The organism is Mesorhizobium sp. WSM4898, assembly GCF_029625845.1.
GTDB lineage: Bacteria > Pseudomonadota > Alphaproteobacteria > Rhizobiales > Rhizobiaceae > Mesorhizobium.
On record NZ_JARTVQ010000003.1, the window covers coordinates 183,823 to 202,218 of the forward strand.

An 18,396-nucleotide genomic window follows, 5' to 3' on the forward strand; every position below is an offset into this window, starting at 1 on the left:
AAGACCTTGTGATGGACCAGAAGATCGAAACCGCTCCCTACGACGTCGAGGCGATCCGCCGCGACTTCCCGATCCTGTCGCGGCAGGTCTACGGTAAGCCGCTGGTCTATCTCGACAACGGCGCCTCGGCGCAGAAGCCGCAGGTGGTGCTCGACACGATCCAGCACGCCTATTCCCAGGACTACGCCAATGTCCATCGCGGCCTGCATTTTCTGTCGAATGCCGCGACCGATGCTTATGAGAAAGCACGCGAGACGGTACGCCGCTTCCTCAATGCGCCGAGCACCGACAACATCGTCTTCACCTCCAACACCACCTCGGCGATCAACACGGTCGCCTATGGCTACGGCATGCCGAGGATCGGCGAGGGCGACGAGATCGTGCTCTCGATCATGGAACACCACTCCAACATCGTGCCGTGGCATTTCATCCGCGAGCGGCAGGGTGCGAAGCTGGTCTGGGTGCCGGTCGACGATCTCGGCGCCTTCCATATCGAGGAATTCGAGAAGCGGCTGACGAACAGCACAAAACTCGTCGCCATCACCCATATGTCGAACGCGCTGGGCACGGTGACGCCGATCAAGGAGATCGTGCGCATCGCGCATTCGCGTGGAATTCCCGTGCTCGTCGACGGCAGCCAGAGCGCCGTGCATATGCCGATCGACGTGCAGGAGCTGGATTGCGACTTCTTCGTCTTCACCGGCCACAAGGTCTACGGTCCGTCCGGCATCGGCGTGCTCTACGGCAAGAAGCACATGCTGGAAGAGATGCGGCCCTTCATGGGCGGCGGCGAAATGATCGAGGAGGTGACGGAAGACATCGTCACCTACAACGAGCCGCCGCACCGTTTCGAGGCCGGCACGCCGCCGATCGTGCAGGCGATCGGGCTGGGCGCCGCGCTCGAATATATGGAAAAGGTCGGCCGCGAGCGCATCGCGGCGCATGAGGCGGACCTCAAGAATTACGCCCACGAGCGGCTGCGCGCCATCAATTCGCTGCGCATCTTCGGCGACGCGCCCGGCAAGGGCGCCATCATCTCGTTCGAATTGCAGGGCATCCACGCTCATGACGTGTCGATGCTTATCGACAGGCAAGGCGTCGCGGTCCGCGCCGGCACGCATTGCGCCCAGCCGCTGTTGAAACGCTTCGGCGTGACCTCCACATGCAGGGCATCGTTCGGCATGTATAACACCAAGGCCGAAGTCGACGCTTTGGCCGATGCGCTGGAAAAGGCGCGAAAGTTCTTCGGATGACGATGATGGACGATGTGACCACCACCGCAGAGACCGCGCCGGAAACGGCCGGTAACGGCCTCGTCTCAGCCTCGGCGATCCCCGCCGATGAGCTAGCGAGGCTGACCGACGATATCGTCTCGGCGCTGAAGACTGTCTACGATCCGGAAATCCCGGCCGACATCTACGAGCTCGGCCTCGTCTACAGGATCGACATCGAGGACGACCGGACGGTCAAGATCGACATGACGCTGACCGCGCCGGGCTGCCCGGTGGCCGGCGAAATGCCGGGCTGGGTCGAGAACGCCGTCGGCGCCGTGGAGGGAGTTTCGGGCGTCGAGGTCAACATGGTGTTCGACCCGCCGTGGACACCCGACCGGATGTCGGAAGAGGCGCAGGTCGCGGTTGGATGGTACTAGCCAGCGACCCCACTAAGGTTGGCTGGCTTGCAGCAAAGGTGAAACTTCACCATCTTAAAGGCAGACTCATTCCGCGGGCCTTGAACCCGCGCGAACGTGGAGAATGACATGGGACGCTTCGCCGTCATCACGATGACCGACAAGGCCGCGGACCGCGTGCGTGAGATCGTCGCTACGCGCGACAACGCGCATGGGATCCGTCTTGGCATCAAGAAGGGCGGCTGCGCCGGGATGGAATACACGGTCGATCTGGTCACCGAGCCGAACCCCAAGGACGATCATATCGAGCGCGACGGCGCGCACGTCTATGTCGCGCCGGAAGCGGCGCTTTTCCTGCTCGGAACCGAGATGGATTTCGAGCAGACGACGCTGCGAACCGGCTTCACCTTCAGGAACCCGAACCAGAGCTCGGCCTGCGGCTGCGGCGAATCCGTCGAGCTGAAGCCGGCCGATCTCAAGGCGCTGGCGGAGGTGCGCGCTTCAAGCGCTGCTTAGGTGAGCGCCGAGGCATATCGCTGGCGATGTGCCTGCTGTGACCAGGAGTTCACCGGACTTCCCACCGATATAGCCTTTGGCGCACCGGTGAATCCAGACGCGCTTGACGAGGTAGCTCGGTCGACTTTCCGCAAGAACGACGATTTTTGCGTGGTGAGTTACGCCACGGGGCAAACAGACCGCTTCATTCGTTGCCTGCTGCCCTTGCCGGTACCTCAGTTGGCCGAAGAGTTCTGTTTCGGTGTTTGGATGTCCGTCTCGGAAAGAAGCTGGAATGTGTATCGAGCCGGGTATGATAGCGGCCAATATGAGGACGAGCTCTGCTTCGGGTATTTGATGCACGACATTCCTGAGTATCCGAGCTCGATGCACCTGCATGCCAATGTTGTGTTTCAGCCCGGCAATCTGCGTCCCAGGGTTTTTCTGCATGATGCAGACCACCCCTTGGTCGCCGCGCAGCGCGAAGGGGTGGATGTGAGGCAGATCGAGCGCTGGGTTGCGCTAACCCATCGCTCTTAGATTCAGGCTTAGTCCACCCACGAGCTGGTGCGCTTGTGCCAGTCGGCGATCGATTCTTCGGGATAGAGCTCGAACACCTTGTCGTTCTTGCCGATCGCCGGTTCGACCCAGCTCGCCTTGTATTTCAGCATCAGATGCACCTTTTCCGGCGGCTTCGGCAGGTCGCTGTCGATCGCCGAGGCGAAGGGGTGGACGAGGTCCGGCCAAGTCGGGTCGTAGACCCAGAGCGCGGCGCCGCATGTCTTGCAGAAATTGCGCTCGCCGGTCGAGACCTCGCAGTGCGGATGCTCGTCGTCCTCGATCTCAGCGCGGTAGACGCCGAGATTGGGCTTGCCGGTGACCTTGAGCGTTTGGTTGTCGGCGCCGAGATTGATGGCAAAACCGCCGCCGCCCTGCTGCTTGCGGCAGATCGAGCAGTAGCAGAGCATGAACGGCACGGGCGTATGACTTTCCACCTCGAAGCGGACGGCGCCGCAGCGGCAGGAGCCTTTGAGCAGGACAGGCATGGCGCGAACCTCCATTTCATGTCTCAACCTGTCAGCATGCTGTTGGTTGCTGCGATGACAAGGCCCATGCCGGATGAGATGATTGCGGCATGGACAATGACCGCCTCGAAGAATTGTTCGAGAGCCTGGGGCCGATCAGCATCCGAAAACTGTTCGGCGGCAAGGGAATCTATTGCGACGGCGTCATCGTCGCGGTGGTCGTGCGCGGCGAACTGATGCTGAAGGCCGACGAGGAGACGATCCCCGAATTCGAGGCCGCCGGCTGTAGCCAATGGACCTATACCGGCTCGCGGCACGGCAAGGAGGTGGCGATGCCCTATTGGAGCGTTCCCGACAGCGCCTTCGACGATCCCGACGAAATGGCGGTCTGGGCGCGGCGCGCTTATGAAGCGGGGCGGCGCGCGGGCAGATAAGGCTTACAGCGCCTTCGCGATCTCCGCCGCCAGCCGCGCATTGTTTTCGACCAGCGCGATGTTGGTCTTGAGGCTGCGGCCGCCGGTGAGCTCCAAAATCCACGACAGGAGGAACGGCGTCACGGCTTTGCCGGTGATGTTCTGCGCTTCGGCCGCCTTTTGCGCGGCCTGGATGTAGCCGTCCATCTCGGCTGCCGGGATCTCGTCGTTCTGCGGCACCGGATTGGCGACCAGTATGCCGCCGCCGAGGCCGAGCGCCTGCCGGATATGATAGAAATGCGCGATATCTTCAGGCGCATGCAACGTCAGCGGCGCGCGGAAGGGCGATTGCCTGGACCAGAAGGCCGGCATGGTCTCGCAGCCATGGCCGATGACTGGCACGCCGCGCGTCTCCAGCACTTCCAGCGTCTTTTCGATGTCGAGGATCGCCTTGGCGCCGGCCGAGACGACGACGACCGGCGTGCGCGCCAGCTCGTCGAGGTCGGCCGAGATGTCAAAACTCTTTTCGGCGCCCTTGTGGACGCCGCCGATGCCGCCGGTGGCGAAGACCTTTATGCCGGCCATGTGCGCGGCGATCATGGTGGCGGCCACGGTGGTGCCGCCGGTGCGCTTTTGGGCGACGGCAAAGCCGATATCGGCACGCGACAGCTTCATGGCGTCGCCGGTCATGGCAAGCGATTCGCGCTCGCCATCGGAAAGGCCAATCTTGATGCGTCCATCGACCACGGCGATCGTCGCCGGCACGGCGCCGCTCTCGGCGATGATCTGCTCGACCTTGGCGGCCATCGCGCCATTGTCGGGGTATGGCATACCGTGGGTAATGATGGTGCTTTCCAGCGCCACCACAGGCCGCCCGGCGGCAAGCGCCTCCGCCACTGGCGGATGAATGTCGATGAAGGGGCGGGCGGTTTCGGGCGTCATGTCCGTTCTCCACTCCGGAGAAAACACTCCGGCAAGATAGTTTGTGGCCCTATGCCACCACCCGTGCCTCGGGCACAAGGGCAAGCGCCTGGCCAAAACTGCCGGCGGTGAAAGACGGTACCGCCTCGGCGCTCTCGATGGCGAGCATCGCCGCGGCAACACCTTCGCGCAGTGCCCTCCGCAAAGGCAGCCCGCGCAGCAGCGCGGCAACCGTTGCTCCGGTCAGGGCGTCGCCGGCGCCGGTTACGTCGGCAACTCGTCGCGGGGAGGGCGGGTCGATGGCGAAGACGCCCGATTGGTCGAAGCCGAGCACCGGAGCACTGCCGGCCGTGATCACGCCTGCCGTCAAGCTCAGCCGCCTGAGTTCCCCGACAAGATCGCGGCCGGAAATATCCGCACCAGCCAGCGCCGCCGCCTCTCGGCGGTTCATGAACAGCAGCGAAAGATTGCCGAGCAGCGGCGCCAGCCGCACCACCTTGGCCGGCGAGATGGCGATGGCGAAAATCGGCCTGTCGCCGGCTTGCGCAACCAGACGCTCGAGGGCCGCCGTCGGCAGGTTCGCGTCGCAGAGGATCGCGTCTGCCTCGGCGATTGCCTCGCGCGCCTTGGCGCGGCGGATCTGCTTGGGGAAGGCGAGGTCGTAAAGGCCCATATCGGCAAAGCCGACGATCAACTCCCCCTCGCTGTCGATCAGCGCAGTGTAGCTCGGCGTCGTGCGGTCGAGGAACACCGCCGAAAGGTCGGCGATGCCGGCCTCGTCGATCGCCGATGCGACGGTCTCACCCGCCGCATCGCCGCCGCGCACCGAAAGCAGCGAGGCCGAGACGCCGCGCTTCACAATGCTGCGCAGCGCGTTGAAGACGCCGCCGCCGACATCCTCGCGCATGATGCCGGGATTGGATGCGGCGGGCACGTAAGGGCCCGAGACCTGGCCGCGCCGGTCGATATGGGCGCCGCCCAGCGCCAGGATGTTTGGGGATGTCGGCATGCCGCGGAGGTGACCTCGTTGATTGTTTGCGTGCGCACACTAGGTTTCCGCGCATCGCCCCGCAATCGGGTCGCGATTCGGGCCGCCCGGATAACGAGATCTCGCTTGGATCAGCAGCACTGGTTCACGCCATCTCTAGTGAGACAAAAATAGAACAAATCCAGATATTATTTGTTTTCCAGTCATTTGCTGCCTCTTGCCAGATGAGAACAAAAAAGGTACAAACTGGCAGGGATCACGGATTGTCCGGCCTTCATTGACGACCAAGGGGTGATGTATCATGGCTCAGAATAGTTTGCGGCTTGTAGAGGATAAGGCAGTGGACAAATCAAAGGCTCTGGATGCGGCGCTGTCGCAAATCGAGCGCGCTTTCGGCAAGGGCTCGATCATGCGGCTCGGCGCCAATGAGCAGGTGGTCGAGATCGAAACCGTGCCGACGGGATCGCTCGGGCTGGACATCGCGCTCGGCGTTGGCGGGCTGCCGCGCGGCCGCATCATCGAAATCTACGGGCCGGAAAGCTCGGGCAAGACGACGCTGGCGCTGCACACGGTTGCGGAAGCCCAGAAGAAGGGCGGTATCTGCGCCTTCGTCGATGCCGAGCACGCGCTCGATCCGGTCTATGCCCGCAAGCTCGGCGTGGACCTCGAAAACCTCCTGATCTCGCAGCCCGACACGGGTGAGCAGGCGCTGGAGATCTGCGACACGCTGGTGCGCTCCGGCGCAATCGACGTTCTGGTGGTCGATTCGGTGGCGGCGCTGACGCCGCGCGCCGAAATCGAGGGCGAGATGGGCGACGCGCTGCCCGGCCTGCAGGCCCGCTTGATGAGCCAGGCGCTGCGCAAGCTGACCGCGTCAATCTCGCGCTCCAACACCATGGTCATCTTCATCAACCAGATCCGTATGAAGATCGGCGTCATGTTCGGCTCGCCGGAAACCACGACCGGCGGCAACGCGCTGAAATTCTACGCCTCGGTGCGCCTCGACATCCGCCGCATCGGCTCGGTCAAGGATCGCGACGAAGTGGTCGGCAACCAGACCCGCGTCAAGGTGGTGAAGAACAAGCTGGCTCCGCCCTTCAAGGTGGTCGAGTTCGACATCATGTATGGCGAGGGCGTGTCGAAGACCGGCGAGCTCGTCGATCTCGGGGTCAAGGCCGGCGTGGTCGAGAAGTCGGGCGCCTGGTTCTCCTACAATTCGCAGCGTCTCGGTCAGGGCCGTGAGAACGCCAAGCTTTTCCTGCGCGACAATCCGGACACGGCGCGCGAGATCGAGCTGGCGCTGAGGCAGAATGCCGGGCTGATCGCCGAAAAATTCCTCGAGAACGGCGGCTCCGAAGGCGGTGGTGACGACAGCTTCGAGGACGAGGCTGGCGCGATGTAGGCACTGCCGGAGTTCGGCCATAATCCGGATCCATTATCTAAGGCTGATGTAATCGAGTTCCCTAGTACTGCGTTCGAACCGCCGGCCTTCGTGCCGGCGGTTTACGTTTGGGGGCGAGGGCACAGGCCGCCCAGCCGGAGGATTGGCCTTGGTTCCGTGTTTCTGGACAGGGTCAAGAGCTACGGCTAAAAGGCCAATCTATCTTCTGACACACGAAAGCCCATTTGCCGCCGGCCTGGCCGGCGGTTTTCGCGAAAAGGCAGTATCCATGAGTGGCGTGAACGAGATCCGGTCGACATTCCTCGACTACTTCCGCAAGGAGGGTCATGAGATCGTTGCCTCCAGCCCGCTGGTGCCGCGCAACGATCCGACGCTGATGTTCACCAACGCCGGCATGGTGCAATTCAAGAACGTGTTCACCGGCCTGGAGAAGCGGTCCTATTCGCGCGCCGCGACCGCGCAGAAGAGCGTGCGCGCCGGCGGCAAGCACAACGATCTCGACAATGTCGGCTACACCGCGCGCCATCTCACCTTTTTCGAGATGCTCGGCAATTTCTCGTTCGGCGATTATTTCAAGGAGCGCGCGATCGAGCTTGCCTGGAACCTGATCACCAAGGAATTCGGCCTGCCGAAGGACAAGCTTCTGGTCACCGTCTATCACACAGACGACGAGGCGGCCGGCTATTGGAAGAAGATCGCCGGCTTCTCGGACGATCGCATCATCCGCATTCCGACCTCTGACAATTTCTGGGCGATGGGCGACACCGGTCCCTGTGGTCCGTGCTCGGAGATATTCATCGATCGCGGCGAGCATATCTGGGGCGGTCCGCCCGGCAGCCCGGAGGAGGACGGCGACCGGTTCCTCGAATTCTGGAACCTGGTGTTCATGCAATATGAGCAGGTGACGAAAGACGAGCGCATCGACCTGCCGCGCCCGTCGATCGACACCGGCATGGGCCTGGAGCGCATGGCTTCGATCCTTCAGGGAGTGGAGAGCGTCTTTGAGACCGACCTGTTCCGGCATTTGATCGATGCGGCATGCTCGGCGCTCGGGCACGGTCACAACCAGGAGAATGCAGCATCGTTCCGCGTGATCGCGGATCATTTGCGCTCGTCATCCTTCCTGGTGGCCGACGGCGTGCTGCCCTCCAATGAAGGCCGCGGCTATGTGCTGCGTCGCATCATGCGTCGTGCCATGCGCCATGCGCAACTGCTCGGTGCCAAGGAGCCGCTGATGTGGAAGCTGGTGCCGGCGCTGGTACGCGAGATGGGCCAGGCCTATCCGGAACTGGTGCGTGGCGAAGCGCTGATCACCGAGACGCTGAAGCTCGAGGAGACGCGCTTCCGCAAGACGCTGGTCCGCGGTCTCGGCCTGCTTTCGGAGGCGACGGAACAGCTGCACGCCGGCGACATGCTGGATGGCGAGACGGCCTTCAAGCTCTACGACACCTATGGCTTCCCGCTCGACCTGACGCAGGATGCGCTGCGCCAACGCGACATCTCGGTCGATCTTGCCGGCTTCACCGCTGCGATGGAGCGGCAGAAGGCGGAAGCGCGCGCGCACTGGGCGGGGTCGGGCGAAGCGGCGACCGAGACGGTCTGGTTCCCGGTGCGCGAGCAGACCGGCGCCACCGATTTCCTCGGTTACGAGACGGAAGAGGCGGAAGGCCTGATCCAGGCCCTGGTCAAGGATGGCAAGATTGTCGACAGCGCCGGGCAGGGCGACGCGGTTGCCGTCGTCGTCAACCAGACGCCATTCTATGGCGAATCCGGTGGCCAGATGGGCGATACCGGCATGATTTCCGGCGACGGCTTCTCGATCGAGGTCACCGACACGCAAAAGAAGGCCGACGGGCTTTTCGTGCATTTGGGCAAGGTGACGCGCGGTACGATCAAGACCGGCGCTGCCGTGGAGCTAAAGGTCGATCACGCGCGCCGTTCGAAGCTGCGCGCCAATCACTCCGCGACGCATCTCATCCACGAGGCGCTGCGTGAGGTGCTGGGCACCCATGTCGCTCAGAAGGGTTCGCTGGTCGCGCCTGATCGCCTCCGCTTCGACATCTCGCACAACAAGCCGATCTCGGCCGAGGAGCTCGAGGATGTCGAGCGCATGGCCAACGAGATCGTCGTGCAGAACAGTCCGGTGACGACGCGGCTGATGTCGGTGGACGATGCTATTGCCGAGGGCGCGATGGCGCTGTTCGGCGAGAAATACGGCGACGAGGTGCGCGTCGTTTCGATGGGCACCGGCCTGCACGGCGCCAAGGCCAACCGTCCCTATTCGGTCGAGCTCTGCGGCGGCACGCATGTCAGGTCGACCGGCGATATCGGCCTTGTGCGCATCCTGTCGGACAGCGCGGTCGCCGCCGGCGTGCGCCGCATCGAGGCGCTGACCGGCGAGGCGGCGCGCAGGCATCTCGACGAGCAGGACAAGCGCCTGAAGGCAGCCGCGGCGACCTTGAGGATCTCGCCGGCCGACGTTCCTGCGCGTGTCGAGACTTTGCTCGAGGAGCGCAAGAAACTCGAGAAAGAGCTCGCCGAGGCGCGCAAGAAACTGGCCCTTGGCGGCGGCGCTGCCGTTGCCGATGCTCCGGCCACCAACGAGACGGTTGCGGGTGTCGGCTTCCTCGGCAAAGCGGTCAGCGGTGTCGCGCCGAAGGACCTGAAGCCGCTTGCGGATGCCGGCAAGAAGACGCTGGGCTCCGGCGTGGTCGTCTTTATCGGTGCCGGCGAGGACAACAAGGCGAGCGTGGTGGTCGGCGTCACCGACGACCTGACCGGCCGCTTCAGCGCTGTCGATCTCGTCCGTGTTGCGTCCGCCGCGCTTGGCGGGCAGGGCGGCGGCGGGCGTCCCGATATGGCGCAAGCCGGCGGCCCCGACGCCTCCAAGGCGGACGACGCCATCGCGGCGGTAAAGGCGGCGCTCGAAGCCGCTTAGTGTTCCTGTGTCAGGAAGGCTTTGCCGCTTTCAGGGCGCGCGCCATTCTGACAGAGTCGCCCCAGGTGGACAGCCAGATGAGGCAATCCGTGGCGACGGCGATCGCCGCGCGCAGGAGGAGAAGCAGCGGGCCTGGTGCCAGCAGATGCTCCTCGGCGTGACGCAGATGGGCCAGCTCTTCCTCGCGGATCGACAGGATGATGGCGTGCAGTCCGGGATCGCGCCCGGCTAGATAGTAGAGCTGGTCGTCAAGATGGCGGTGCACGGTCGCTTCGACAGCGGCGGTGCATGCCCATATGCCTTGTGGGCCGAGCATGGCGGTGAGAAAGCCCAACAGCCAGCCGCCCCAGCTCCAGAACTGCATGACGCGACATGGACGCGAGTTTCGCATTGGCATGGCGGCACGGAAGAAGGCGCAATGCTGGCGCTCGTGTCCAAGCATCTCCGACAAAGACGGCACGCAATCGCGCCAAAAGTGCCGGGCGACAAAGATTTGCGCTGAATAGATCCTGATCGCTCCAAACTCGCCTGCGTGGTTGACCCGGGCTATCCTGGCTGTGGTCAGCGCTTCGCGACCGGAAAGCTCATGCATTGGAGAAGCTTGCCCGCCTGACGATGCGATCCCACCGGTCCTGCAAGTCTGGAAAGCGGGCAAGCAGCTTTCGCCCTTCGGCGACCTTGAGGAAATAGCCGATAATTGACGCCCTTTCGGCCGTGAAGATGTCGAGAGGGACGAGCTCGTAGTCGACGCGGATGCGGACATAGACGCTGTAGTGGGCGCCGTAGAGAAGAGGCTTTGCCACTTCATTCCTCTTTGGCTTGGCTGTCCCGTATCCAGACGCGCAGCGTGCCGGTGGTCTGAAAGCCGCAGTCCAGTGCGTCATCCAGCCCGCCGCCGCGTTCATACCCGACCAGCGCGCGACTTTCAGCAAACGTATTGGCTGCGGCTTGCACAGCATCTCGATAGGTCGAATTGCCATCCGTGGCAAAGACATTTGACAACCCGATCACGAGCTCGGATCTATTGGCTATGCAGCCGGCGGTGAAGCCGTCGGCCGTCCGTCGGCCAAGGATGGCGATGGCAGGGTCGGCCAGAACTGCGGTCGGAAAGACACGGCCGCTGGAGGAACCTGCGCCATCCGTCCAGGCAAGTTCCCACATCTCCAAGCTGGCTGCGTCCCCAACACGTTCCCAACCGGAGGGGGTCGTCGTTGGACGCCTTAGGTCCATCCAGATCCAGCTTGCTTCGAAGAGTTGGCTGAACCCGAGCGGTCGGAGATCCAGACGGCAGAAGCAATCCTTGACCGAAAAGCTGGTGGCAAGAACAGATGTCAGTCTGGCTATTTCTGCAAGTTGGATCGGTATGGCATCGGCATCCAAAGTGGCGGCATTGGGGTAGTAAGGAGGTGCTTGCTCATCGCTGGACCAGACGGAGCGGCTCCTCCGGCCGCTTAGCCCGTGCACCTTGAAAATAGCCTGGCAGAGGTCGGCATTGTTGCCAGCGCAAAGGCGGACCCTTTCGCTGGCAACAAGGCTCGGCACTTCTTACCCCATCGCCTTCTGCAGGTTCTCGTCGATCTTGTCGAGAAAGCCGGTGGTCGACAGCCAGGGCTGGTCGGGGCCGATCAGCAGCGACAGGTCCTTGGTCATGAAGCCGCCCTCGACGGTCTGGATGCAGACCTTTTCCAGCGTCTCGGCAAAGCGCTTGAGCTCGGCATTGCCGTCGAGCTTGGCGCGGTGGGCCAAGCCACGCGTCCAGGCGAAGATCGAGGCGATCGAGTTGGTCGAGGTTTCCTCGCCCTTCTGATGCTGGCGGTAGTGGCGGGTGACGGTGCCGTGGGCGGCTTCCGCTTCCACGGTCTTGCCGTCCGGCGTCATCAGCACCGAGGTCATCAGGCCGAGCGAGCCGAAGCCCTGCGCCACGGTGTCGGATTGCACGTCGCCGTCATAATTCTTGCAGGCCCAGACATAGCCGCCCGACCATTTCAGGCTGGAGGCGACCATGTCGTCGATCAGGCGGTGCTCGTACCAGAGTTTTCTCGCCTTGAACTCGGCCTCGAATTCCTTCTCGTAGACCTCCTGGAAGATGTCCTTGAAGCGCCCGTCATAGGCTTTGAGAATGGTATTCTTGGTCGAGAGATAGACCGGGAAGTTGCGCAGCAGGCCATAGTTCAGCGAGGCGCGAGCGAATTCGCGGATCGACTCGTCGAGATTGTACATGGCCATGGCGACGCCGGCGCCCGGCGCATCGAAGACGTCATGCTCGATCATCTGGCCGTCCTCGCCGACGAATTTGATTGTCAGCTTCCCCTTGCCCGGGAAGCGGAAGTCGGTGGCGCGGTATTGGTCGCCGAAGGCGTGACGGCCGACGACGATCGGCTTGGTCCAGCCGGGCACCAGGCGCGGCACGTTCTTCATGATGATCGGCTCGCGAAAGATGGTGCCGCCGAGGATGTTGCGGATGGTGCCGTTGGGCGACCTCCACATTTTCTTCAGCTTGAATTCCTCGACGCGCTGCTCGTCGGGCGTGATCGTCGCGCATTTCACGCCGACGCCGTATTTCTTGATGGCGTTGGCCGAGTCGACGGTCACCTGGTCATTGGTGGCGTCCCGGTTCTCGATCCCTAGATCGAAATAGTCCAGCTTGATGTCGAGATAGGGGTGGATCAGCTTGTCCTTGATGAACTGCCAGATGATGCGGGTCATCTCGTCGCCGTCGAGCTCGACGACCGGGTTCGCCACCTTGATCTTCGCCATGGAAAAATGCCTCGTTGCTGGGGATCTGAACGGCCTTGCCCGTGGCTTCGGCCGAGGTTGGGCAGCGTATATCAAAGCCTTTTTGAGCGCGCAAACCGCGATCAGCCGATCGCAGACCGGTGTCGCGCTTGTGAATGCTTCATTTTCAGGCCCGGATGTGGCAGGGGACGCCGAAACGCCGCAAACCTCATGTACGGAGAGCCATGCCAGCCGCAAACGACACCGCCAAGACCGCCGGACCGGCGATCATCCTTGTCGAGCCGCAACTCGGCGAGAATATCGGCATGGTCGCGCGCGCCATGGCGAATTTCGGCCTTTCTGAGCTGCGCCTGGTCAATCCGCGCGACGGCTGGCCGAGCGAGAAGGCGCGTGCCGCCGCCAGCCGCGCCGACCACGTCATCGATGCGACAACGGTGTTCGACGACCTTGCCTCGGCAGTGGCCGACCTCAACTTCGTCTTCGCCACCACCGCCCGCGAGCGTGACGGCTTCAAGCCGGTGCGCGGTCCGGTGGATGCGGGCAGGGCGCTCCGGGCCCGCGAGCAGGCAGGGCTGCGCACCGGAATTCTGTTCGGCCGTGAACGTTTTGGCCTCTACAATGAAGAGGTTGGTCTGGCTGACGAGATCGTCACCTTTCCCGTCGATCCCGGCTTCTCCTCGCTCAACATCGCACAGGCCGTGCTTTTGATGTCCTATGAATGGATGAAATCCGGCCTTGCCGAAGAGACCGCGACCAACTTCGCCGGACCGGAGCTCGTTCCGGCGACCAAGGAACAGCTGCACAGCCTGTTCACCTATCTCGAAGGCGCTCTCGAGGCGCGCGGCTATTTCCGCCCGGAAGAGAAGAGGCCTAAGATGGTCGACAATCTGCGCGCCGTGCTGACGCGGGCGGGATTCGCTGAGCCCGAGTTGAAGGTGCTGCGCGGCATCATCTCGTCGCTCGACAGGTTTTCGCCGGCAATGCCGCGCGGCGACGGCTCACCGGGGGATGATCCGAGGCGGGCGCCGGCTACGCGCAAGCGAACAACGGACAAAGAAAGTTAAATCCGTAAGCTCCGAACCTTCAAGGTAACCGAATATTATGCGGTTTGGTTCATCGTTCTTGGAACGATGGGGCAGCAGATGTTTACGTCCAATATTGGTCGCCTGCGTTTCTTCTTCTATTCGCTATGTCTGTTCATAGCGGAAGCGGTAGCGATCGTGCTCTGCATTGCCGCAACGACCGGCTTCGCGGGATTGATCAATTCGATGCCGGGTCCGTCGCGGCAAAGCCTGGCCGGCGCCGCGCTTGTTGTGTCGCTCGTCTTCGTCGCGCTGCGCTGCAACATCGCATGGCGCCGCAGCCGCGATGCCGATGGTTCAGGCTGGATCCTCTGGTCCTATATCGCCTTTTCCGGCATCTATGGATTGCTGCAGGCCGGAACGCTTCTGGTCATCGATTTCGGCAATCCTGAGAGCGCGCCCGGTGGCCTGAACCTGCTCGGCCTTGCCATATTCGGCCTCTGGTGCACGATCCTGTGGGCAAAGCCTGTGGCCGGCAGCAACATCGATGAGCTGACCGAGGCTTTCGACTTTGAAGGCTCGTTGCCGGCGGAGGCGCGCCCCGCGAGGGCGACAGCGAGCGTCGCTCCAGCTGCGCCACGGACTGCTGCGCAACCCGCGCGTCCGGCGCCGGCGCCGGCGCCGCAGCCGTTTGGCCGGGCGCGACCCGCCGGCTTCGGCAAGCGGGGGCTCTGAGTTGCGCAAAAGCTGCTGGCATCTGCCACTTCAAGACCATGATCGTTCAGGATAGAAGCGCGGTTGGCCAAATCTCGGGTCAGCTTCTTCCTGTAGTCGGATGACAATGAACGATCGATCAAACCAGCGTCCGATCCTGATGTTCGATTCCGGTGTCGGCGGACTGACGGTGCTGCGCGAGGCGCGCGTCCTGATGCCGGATCGGCGCTTCGTCTATGTCGCCGACGACGCGGCTTTTCCTTACGGCGCATGGGAAGAGCCGGCGCTCAAGGAGCACATACTCGCCCTGTTCGGCAAATTGCTCGACCGTCTGCAGCCGGCGATCTCAGTGATCGCCTGCAACACCGCCTCGACCCTGGTGATCGATGCGCTGCGGGAAAAATTTCCCGGTCATCTTTTTGTCGGAACGGTGCCCGCGATCAAGCCGGCGGCCGAGCGCACGCGGTCCGGCCTGGTTTCGGTGCTGGCGACCCCGGGCACGGTGAAGCGCCAGTACACGCGTGACCTGATCAGCAAATGGGCGCAGAAATGCCATGTCCGGCTCGTCGGCAGCGACAGGCTTGCCGCATTGGCCGAGATCTATATGCGCGAAGGTTTTGTCGACGAGGAAGCCGTGCGCGCCGAGATCGCGCCCTGCTTCATCGAGCACGACGGGCAGCGCACCGACATCGTCGTGCTCGCCTGCACGCATTATCCGTTCCTGGCCAACCGCATGCGCAAGACCGCTCCCTGGCCGGTCGACTGGATCGATCCGGCGGAAGCCATTGCCCGGCGCGCCATGTCGCTGCTGCAGCCTATCGGCGAACCGTCGGGCGAGACCGAGCCCGATATCGCCCTCTTCACCTCTGGTAAGGTGGATTTCGCCACGCGCAGGCTCATCCAGGGCTTTGGGCTGACCTCGCGCTAGCTGGAACTGCGATAGCGCCGCAGCGTTTCTCTTCCCACTACCGCACAGGGAGAAATCGCATGCCAGCCAAATCGCAAGCCCAACAGAAGGCAGCCGGCGCAGCCCTTTCGGCCAAGCGCGGCGAGACCAAGAAAACCGAGCTTAAGGGTGCTTCGCGCGAGATGTACGAGTCCATGAGCGAGAAGCAACTCGAGGAGTTCGCCGAGACCAAACGCAAGGGACTGCCTAGCAAGAAGTCCTGACTTTGTGGCTGCCTGGCTCTCAAGTTGGTGCCTGGATAGAAACCCGCGGCATGCCACGACGTGGCGGATCTGCTTGCGGCCATGCCAATGCCTGCCATCGCCGGCTCCGGCGTCATGACGGCAGAATGGTTGAGGGTGCGTCGCCGACACGAGCTTGACACCGGTTAAATCTCTGTTTAACAGGGCCACCAACACCGGGCGGCGACGTCCGGTGGTTTCTTTTGCATGGGCAAGACCTCACCGGAAGCCACTCTGTCGGCGGTCTTGTTGAACTGACGTGTCCCGTGGGTTTTCCGTCGCGTTGCGTGGGAAACCCTGTCAGGCCTCGAAAACGGAGGCCAGAGGAGGGCGCGTTTCCTTCACCCGGAGCCAAGGGGTTCCGGGTATATCGTTTTGAAAGGGAATGCGATGAGCAAGCGCGAATCCGCGAAATACAAGATCGACCGCCGTCTCGGCGAAAATATCTGGGGCCGTCCGAAGTCCCCGGTCAACAAGCGCGAATACGGTCCCGGCCAGCATGGCCAGCGCCGCAAGGGCAAGCTTTCCGACTTCGGCCTGCAGTTGCGCGCCAAGCAGAAGCTCAAGGGCCACTATGGCGATGTTTCGGAAAAGCAGTTCCGTAAGGTCTATGAGGAGGCCAACCGCCGCAAGGGCGACACCTCCGAGAACCTGATCGGCCTGCTCGAGTCGCGTCTCGACGCGATCGTCTATCGCGCCAAGTTCGTGCCGACCATCTTCGCGGCCCGCCAGTTCGTCAACCACGGCCACGTCAACGTCAACGGCAAGCGCACCAATATCGGTTCGTACCGCTGCAAGCCGGGCGACGTCATCGAGGTGCGCGAGAAGTCGAAGCAGCTCGTCATCGTGCTGGAATCGGTAGGCTTGGCCGAGCGTGACGTGCCGGACTATATCGAGGCCGACCACAACAAGATGACCGCGACCTACAACCGCGTTCCCGGCCTGGCGGATGTTCCGTTCGCCGTCCAGATGGAACCGAACCTGGTCGTCGAATTCTATTCGCGCTGATCCGACCAATCGGCGACACCCATCCAAGGCCGCCCTCGAGGCGGCCTTTTCTTTGTTTGTCGCGTCGGCCAGGGCGGCAATTCCACCCTGGTCATTTTTTTAGCCGCAATTCCGCGACGGCTAGTGATTCCACTTGGCTGCAAAATGCTCTAAGCGAAGCGGCAACAGAACCGCGGGCACCTGCGCCATGAATATGCTGCCAAACGTCAAATCGCTTGAGCCGATCGCCGACGAGCCGGACGGCGGATTCCATCCGTTGTTCCGCGACGTGCCATCCTCGGTCGAGTTCAACAAGCTGCGCAAGCGGCTGCTGCGGCTCACGCGCCAAGCGATCGAAGACTTCGCCATGGTGAAACCCGGCGAGCGCTGGCTGGTGGCGCTCTCCGGCGGCAAGGATTCTTATGGCCTGCTTGCCTTGCTGCTCGATCTCAAATGGCGCGGGCTGCTGCCGGTCGAGCTGCTTGCCTGCAATCTCGACCAAGGTCAGCCGAATTTCCCGAAGCACATCCTGCCGGACTACCTCGGCGCCAACGGCATTGCGCATCGCATCGAGTACCAGGACACCTATTCGGTGGTCACCGACAAGCTGCCCGAGGGCAGCACCTATTGCTCGCTCTGCTCGCGGCTGAGGCGCGGCCACCTCTATCGCATCGCCCGCGAGGAGGGTTGCACCGCGCTTGTGCTCGGCCACCACCGGGAGGACATCCTCGAAACCTTTTTCATGAACCTCTTCCATGGCGGGCGTCTCGCCGCCATGCCGCCGAAGCTTCTCAATGACGAGGGCGACGTCATGGTTCTGCGCCCGCTCGCCTATTGCGCCGAGGCGGATCTCGAGAAATTCGCCAATGCACTGAAGTTCCCAATCATCCCGTGCGATCTCTGCGGCAGCCAGGAAGGGCTGCAGCGCAACGCCATGAAGGCGATGCTCGACGATATCGAGAAGCGTATGCCTGGCCGCAAGGACACGATGATCCGCGCGATGACCAATGTGCGACCCTCGCATCTGCTCGACCGAAAACTGTTCGACTTCGCCGCGCTCGATGCGCCTTACCATGGGAAAAGACATTTCCGATGACGTTTGACATGCAAGCGATCGACTGGCTGGCCGAGCTTCTAGCTGACGCAGCCAAGGCCGAAATCATGCCGCGCTTCCGCCGATTGGGCGAGGGCGATGTTCGCCAGAAGACTTCGGCCGCCGATCTGGTGACGGAGGCGGACGTCAACGCCGAAAGGCTGATCACTGCCAGGCTGCGCGAGCGTTACCCTTCAGCGATGATCCTCGGCGAGGAGGCCTGTTCCGACAATCCGGCCTTGCTCAAAGGGCTCGGCGATGCCGAACTCGCCTTCGTCATCGATCCGGTTGACGGCACCTTCAACTTCGCCTCCGGTGTGCCGCTGTTCGGCGTCATGCTGGGCGTCGTGGTCAACGGCGAGACGGTTGCCGGCATCATCCACGATCCGGTCGGCAACGACTGGCTGATCGGCGCCAAGGGGGCGGGCAGCCATATCCGCCACGCACATGGCGCGCTGGAGAGGGTGCGGGTCGCCGAGCCGGTGCCGATCTCCGAGATGACCGGCGCGATCTCGTGGCAGTATCTGAAGGAACCGGAGCGCTCGCGGCTCGCTCGCAACCACACAAAGGCGCTGTCGCAGTTCGGCTATCGTTGCGCCGCGCACGAATACCGGCTGCTGGCGAGCGGCCATGCGCATTTCGTCGTCTACAACAAGCTGATGCCATGGGACCATCTGGCCGGCGTCTTGATCCATCAGGAGGCCGGTGGTTATGCGGCGCGGATCGACGGCGATGCCTATCTGCCGTCGCATGTCGACGGCGGGTTGTTGGTTGCGCCAGACAAGGATAGCTGGAACGAACTGCGGCGCGAGCTCTGGGCGGAATAGGATCGATTGCGCCAGCG

21 protein-coding genes are annotated in these 18,396 nt (G+C 62.9%); 14 read left to right on the forward strand and 7 right to left on the reverse strand.

Features of this window, described 5'->3' with window-relative positions:
• Nucleotides 1-11 precede the first annotated feature (11 nt).
• The 4 genes from P9228_RS15530 (at nt 12) to P9228_RS15545 (ending at nt 2,665) form a co-directional block, all read left to right on the forward strand.
• On the forward strand, nt 12-1,253 hold the full coding sequence (locus P9228_RS15530; RefSeq protein ID WP_278054216.1) for a cysteine desulfurase: 1,242 nt from the start codon (nt 12-14) through the stop codon (nt 1,251-1,253).
• Between the two features lie 5 nt (nt 1,254-1,258).
• Nucleotides 1,259-1,651 (forward strand): SUF system Fe-S cluster assembly protein, encoded by a 393-nt coding sequence (locus P9228_RS15535; protein ID WP_095779637.1) that lies wholly within the window; start codon nt 1,259-1,261, stop codon nt 1,649-1,651.
• 108 nt (nt 1,652-1,759) lie between these two features.
• Nucleotides 1,760-2,146 carry a Fe-S cluster assembly scaffold SufA gene (gene sufA / locus P9228_RS15540; RefSeq protein WP_127403312.1) on the forward strand — a complete coding sequence of 129 codons (387 nt, stop codon included), beginning with the start codon at nt 1,760-1,762 and terminating at the stop codon, nt 2,144-2,146.
• The gene (locus P9228_RS15545; RefSeq protein WP_127240413.1) at nt 2,147-2,665 is read left to right on the forward strand and encodes a DUF2199 domain-containing protein; all 519 of its coding nucleotides are present in this window, start codon (nt 2,147-2,149) and stop codon (nt 2,663-2,665) included.
• Between the two features lie 8 nt (nt 2,666-2,673).
• On the opposite strand, the gene P9228_RS15550 is transcribed toward P9228_RS15545, so the two are convergent.
• Nucleotides 2,674-3,171: a GFA family protein gene (locus P9228_RS15550; RefSeq protein ID WP_278054219.1), complete on the reverse strand. Its 498-nt coding sequence runs from the start codon at nt 3,169-3,171 to the stop codon at nt 2,674-2,676.
• An 89-nt stretch (nt 3,172-3,260) separates the two neighbouring features.
• Here P9228_RS15550 and P9228_RS15555 point away from each other — a divergent pair, with 89 nt between their 5' ends.
• Nucleotides 3,261-3,584 carry a TfoX/Sxy family protein gene (locus P9228_RS15555; RefSeq protein ID WP_066995104.1) on the forward strand — a complete coding sequence of 108 codons (324 nt, stop codon included), beginning with the start codon at nt 3,261-3,263 and terminating at the stop codon, nt 3,582-3,584.
• Between the two features lie 3 nt (nt 3,585-3,587).
• On the opposite strand, the gene P9228_RS15560 is transcribed toward P9228_RS15555, so the two are convergent.
• The gene (locus tag P9228_RS15560; protein ID WP_127240416.1) at nt 3,588-4,505 is read right to left on the reverse strand and encodes a pseudouridine-5'-phosphate glycosidase; all 918 of its coding nucleotides are present in this window, start codon (nt 4,503-4,505) and stop codon (nt 3,588-3,590) included.
• A 49-nt stretch (nt 4,506-4,554) separates the two neighbouring features.
• Nucleotides 4,555-5,493: a carbohydrate kinase family protein gene (locus P9228_RS15565; RefSeq protein WP_278053990.1), complete on the reverse strand. Its 939-nt coding sequence runs from the start codon at nt 5,491-5,493 to the stop codon at nt 4,555-4,557.
• A 280-nt stretch (nt 5,494-5,773) separates the two neighbouring features.
• Here P9228_RS15565 and recA point away from each other — a divergent pair, with 280 nt between their 5' ends.
• Complete coding sequence (gene recA, locus P9228_RS15570; RefSeq protein ID WP_067328293.1) at nt 5,774-6,874, forward strand: recombinase RecA; 1,101 nt, start codon at nt 5,774-5,776, stop codon at nt 6,872-6,874.
• Nucleotides 6,875-7,142: 268 nt separating this feature from the next.
• A complete protein-coding gene (alaS, locus tag P9228_RS15575; protein WP_278054220.1) occupies nt 7,143-9,812 on the forward strand; it encodes an alanine--tRNA ligase in 2,670 nt (889 codons plus the stop codon).
• 10 nt (nt 9,813-9,822) lie between these two features.
• Here the strand turns inward: alaS and P9228_RS15580 are convergent, their stop codons facing one another.
• From P9228_RS15580 to P9228_RS15595, 4 genes are read right to left on the reverse strand one after another with little or no spacing between them, the layout of a single operon-like run.
• Nucleotides 9,823-10,404, reverse strand: a complete 582-nt coding sequence (locus P9228_RS15580) for a demethoxyubiquinone hydroxylase family protein (RefSeq protein ID WP_278054222.1) — start codon at nt 10,402-10,404, stop codon at nt 9,823-9,825.
• Nucleotides 10,397-10,615 (reverse strand): hypothetical protein, encoded by a 219-nt coding sequence (locus P9228_RS15585; protein ID WP_278054224.1) that lies wholly within the window; start codon nt 10,613-10,615, stop codon nt 10,397-10,399. Before P9228_RS15585 ends, P9228_RS15580 begins: the two co-directional genes overlap by 8 nt.
• A 1-nt stretch (nt 10,616) precedes the next feature.
• On the reverse strand, nt 10,617-11,354 hold the full coding sequence (locus tag P9228_RS15590) for a hypothetical protein (protein ID WP_067328299.1): 738 nt from the start codon (nt 11,352-11,354) through the stop codon (nt 10,617-10,619).
• Between the two features lie 3 nt (nt 11,355-11,357).
• Nucleotides 11,358-12,569, reverse strand: coding sequence for an NADP-dependent isocitrate dehydrogenase (locus tag P9228_RS15595; protein WP_278054226.1), 1,212 nt, complete (start codon nt 12,567-12,569; stop codon nt 11,358-11,360).
• A 203-nt stretch (nt 12,570-12,772) separates the two neighbouring features.
• Between P9228_RS15595 and P9228_RS15600 the strand changes: the two genes are divergently transcribed.
• The 7 genes from P9228_RS15600 (at nt 12,773) to P9228_RS15630 (ending at nt 18,379) form a co-directional block, all read left to right on the forward strand.
• Nucleotides 12,773-13,612 carry an RNA methyltransferase gene (locus P9228_RS15600; protein WP_067328305.1) on the forward strand — a complete coding sequence of 280 codons (840 nt, stop codon included), beginning with the start codon at nt 12,773-12,775 and terminating at the stop codon, nt 13,610-13,612.
• A 78-nt stretch (nt 13,613-13,690) separates the two neighbouring features.
• Nucleotides 13,691-14,305, forward strand: coding sequence for a DUF805 domain-containing protein (locus tag P9228_RS15605; protein ID WP_278054229.1), 615 nt, complete (start codon nt 13,691-13,693; stop codon nt 14,303-14,305).
• 106 nt (nt 14,306-14,411) lie between these two features.
• On the forward strand, nt 14,412-15,212 hold the full coding sequence (gene murI / locus P9228_RS15610; RefSeq protein ID WP_067328310.1) for a glutamate racemase: 801 nt from the start codon (nt 14,412-14,414) through the stop codon (nt 15,210-15,212).
• 59 nt (nt 15,213-15,271) lie between these two features.
• Entirely contained in the window at nt 15,272-15,454 is a 183-nt protein-coding gene (locus P9228_RS15615; RefSeq protein ID WP_066995133.1) for a DUF3008 family protein, read from the forward strand.
• Between the two features lie 408 nt (nt 15,455-15,862).
• Nucleotides 15,863-16,480 (forward strand): 30S ribosomal protein S4, encoded by a 618-nt coding sequence (rpsD, locus tag P9228_RS15620; protein ID WP_066995136.1) that lies wholly within the window; start codon nt 15,863-15,865, stop codon nt 16,478-16,480.
• 187 nt (nt 16,481-16,667) lie between these two features.
• Nucleotides 16,668-17,555, forward strand: a complete 888-nt coding sequence (ttcA, locus tag P9228_RS15625) for a tRNA 2-thiocytidine(32) synthetase TtcA (protein ID WP_278054231.1) — start codon at nt 16,668-16,670, stop codon at nt 17,553-17,555.
• Nucleotides 17,552-18,379 carry an inositol monophosphatase family protein gene (locus P9228_RS15630; RefSeq protein ID WP_127248038.1) on the forward strand — a complete coding sequence of 276 codons (828 nt, stop codon included), beginning with the start codon at nt 17,552-17,554 and terminating at the stop codon, nt 18,377-18,379. Before ttcA ends, P9228_RS15630 begins: the two co-directional genes overlap by 4 nt.
• Nucleotides 18,380-18,396 lie beyond the last annotated feature (17 nt).

Coding starts and splice junctions, on each gene's coding strand:
- P9228_RS15550 (WP_278054219.1), bottom strand. CDS start 3,171: ATGCCTGTCCTGCTCAAAGGCTCCTGCCGCTGCGGCGCCGTCCGCTTC.
- P9228_RS15605 (WP_278054229.1), top strand. CDS start 13,691: ATGTTTACGTCCAATATTGGTCGCCTGCGTTTCTTCTTCTATTCGCTA.
- P9228_RS15535 (WP_095779637.1), top strand. CDS start 1,259: ATGGACGATGTGACCACCACCGCAGAGACCGCGCCGGAAACGGCCGGT.
- P9228_RS15630 (WP_127248038.1), top strand. CDS start 17,552: ATGACGTTTGACATGCAAGCGATCGACTGGCTGGCCGAGCTTCTAGCT.
- P9228_RS15565 (WP_278053990.1), bottom strand. CDS start 5,493: ATGCCGACATCCCCAAACATCCTGGCGCTGGGCGGCGCCCATATCGAC.
- alaS (WP_278054220.1), top strand. CDS start 7,143: ATGAGTGGCGTGAACGAGATCCGGTCGACATTCCTCGACTACTTCCGC.
- P9228_RS15595 (WP_278054226.1), bottom strand. CDS start 12,569: ATGGCGAAGATCAAGGTGGCGAACCCGGTCGTCGAGCTCGACGGCGAC.
- murI (WP_067328310.1), top strand. CDS start 14,412: ATGAACGATCGATCAAACCAGCGTCCGATCCTGATGTTCGATTCCGGT.
- rpsD (WP_066995136.1), top strand. CDS start 15,863: ATGAGCAAGCGCGAATCCGCGAAATACAAGATCGACCGCCGTCTCGGC.
- recA (WP_067328293.1), top strand. CDS start 5,774: ATGGCTCAGAATAGTTTGCGGCTTGTAGAGGATAAGGCAGTGGACAAA.
- ttcA (WP_278054231.1), top strand. CDS start 16,668: ATGAATATGCTGCCAAACGTCAAATCGCTTGAGCCGATCGCCGACGAG.
- sufA (WP_127403312.1), top strand. CDS start 1,760: ATGGGACGCTTCGCCGTCATCACGATGACCGACAAGGCCGCGGACCGC.
- P9228_RS15615 (WP_066995133.1), top strand. CDS start 15,272: ATGCCAGCCAAATCGCAAGCCCAACAGAAGGCAGCCGGCGCAGCCCTT.
- P9228_RS15530 (WP_278054216.1), top strand. CDS start 12: ATGGACCAGAAGATCGAAACCGCTCCCTACGACGTCGAGGCGATCCGC.
- P9228_RS15560 (WP_127240416.1), bottom strand. CDS start 4,505: ATGACGCCCGAAACCGCCCGCCCCTTCATCGACATTCATCCGCCAGTG.
- P9228_RS15580 (WP_278054222.1), bottom strand. CDS start 10,404: ATGCATGAGCTTTCCGGTCGCGAAGCGCTGACCACAGCCAGGATAGCC.
- P9228_RS15555 (WP_066995104.1), top strand. CDS start 3,261: ATGGACAATGACCGCCTCGAAGAATTGTTCGAGAGCCTGGGGCCGATC.
- P9228_RS15600 (WP_067328305.1), top strand. CDS start 12,773: ATGCCAGCCGCAAACGACACCGCCAAGACCGCCGGACCGGCGATCATC.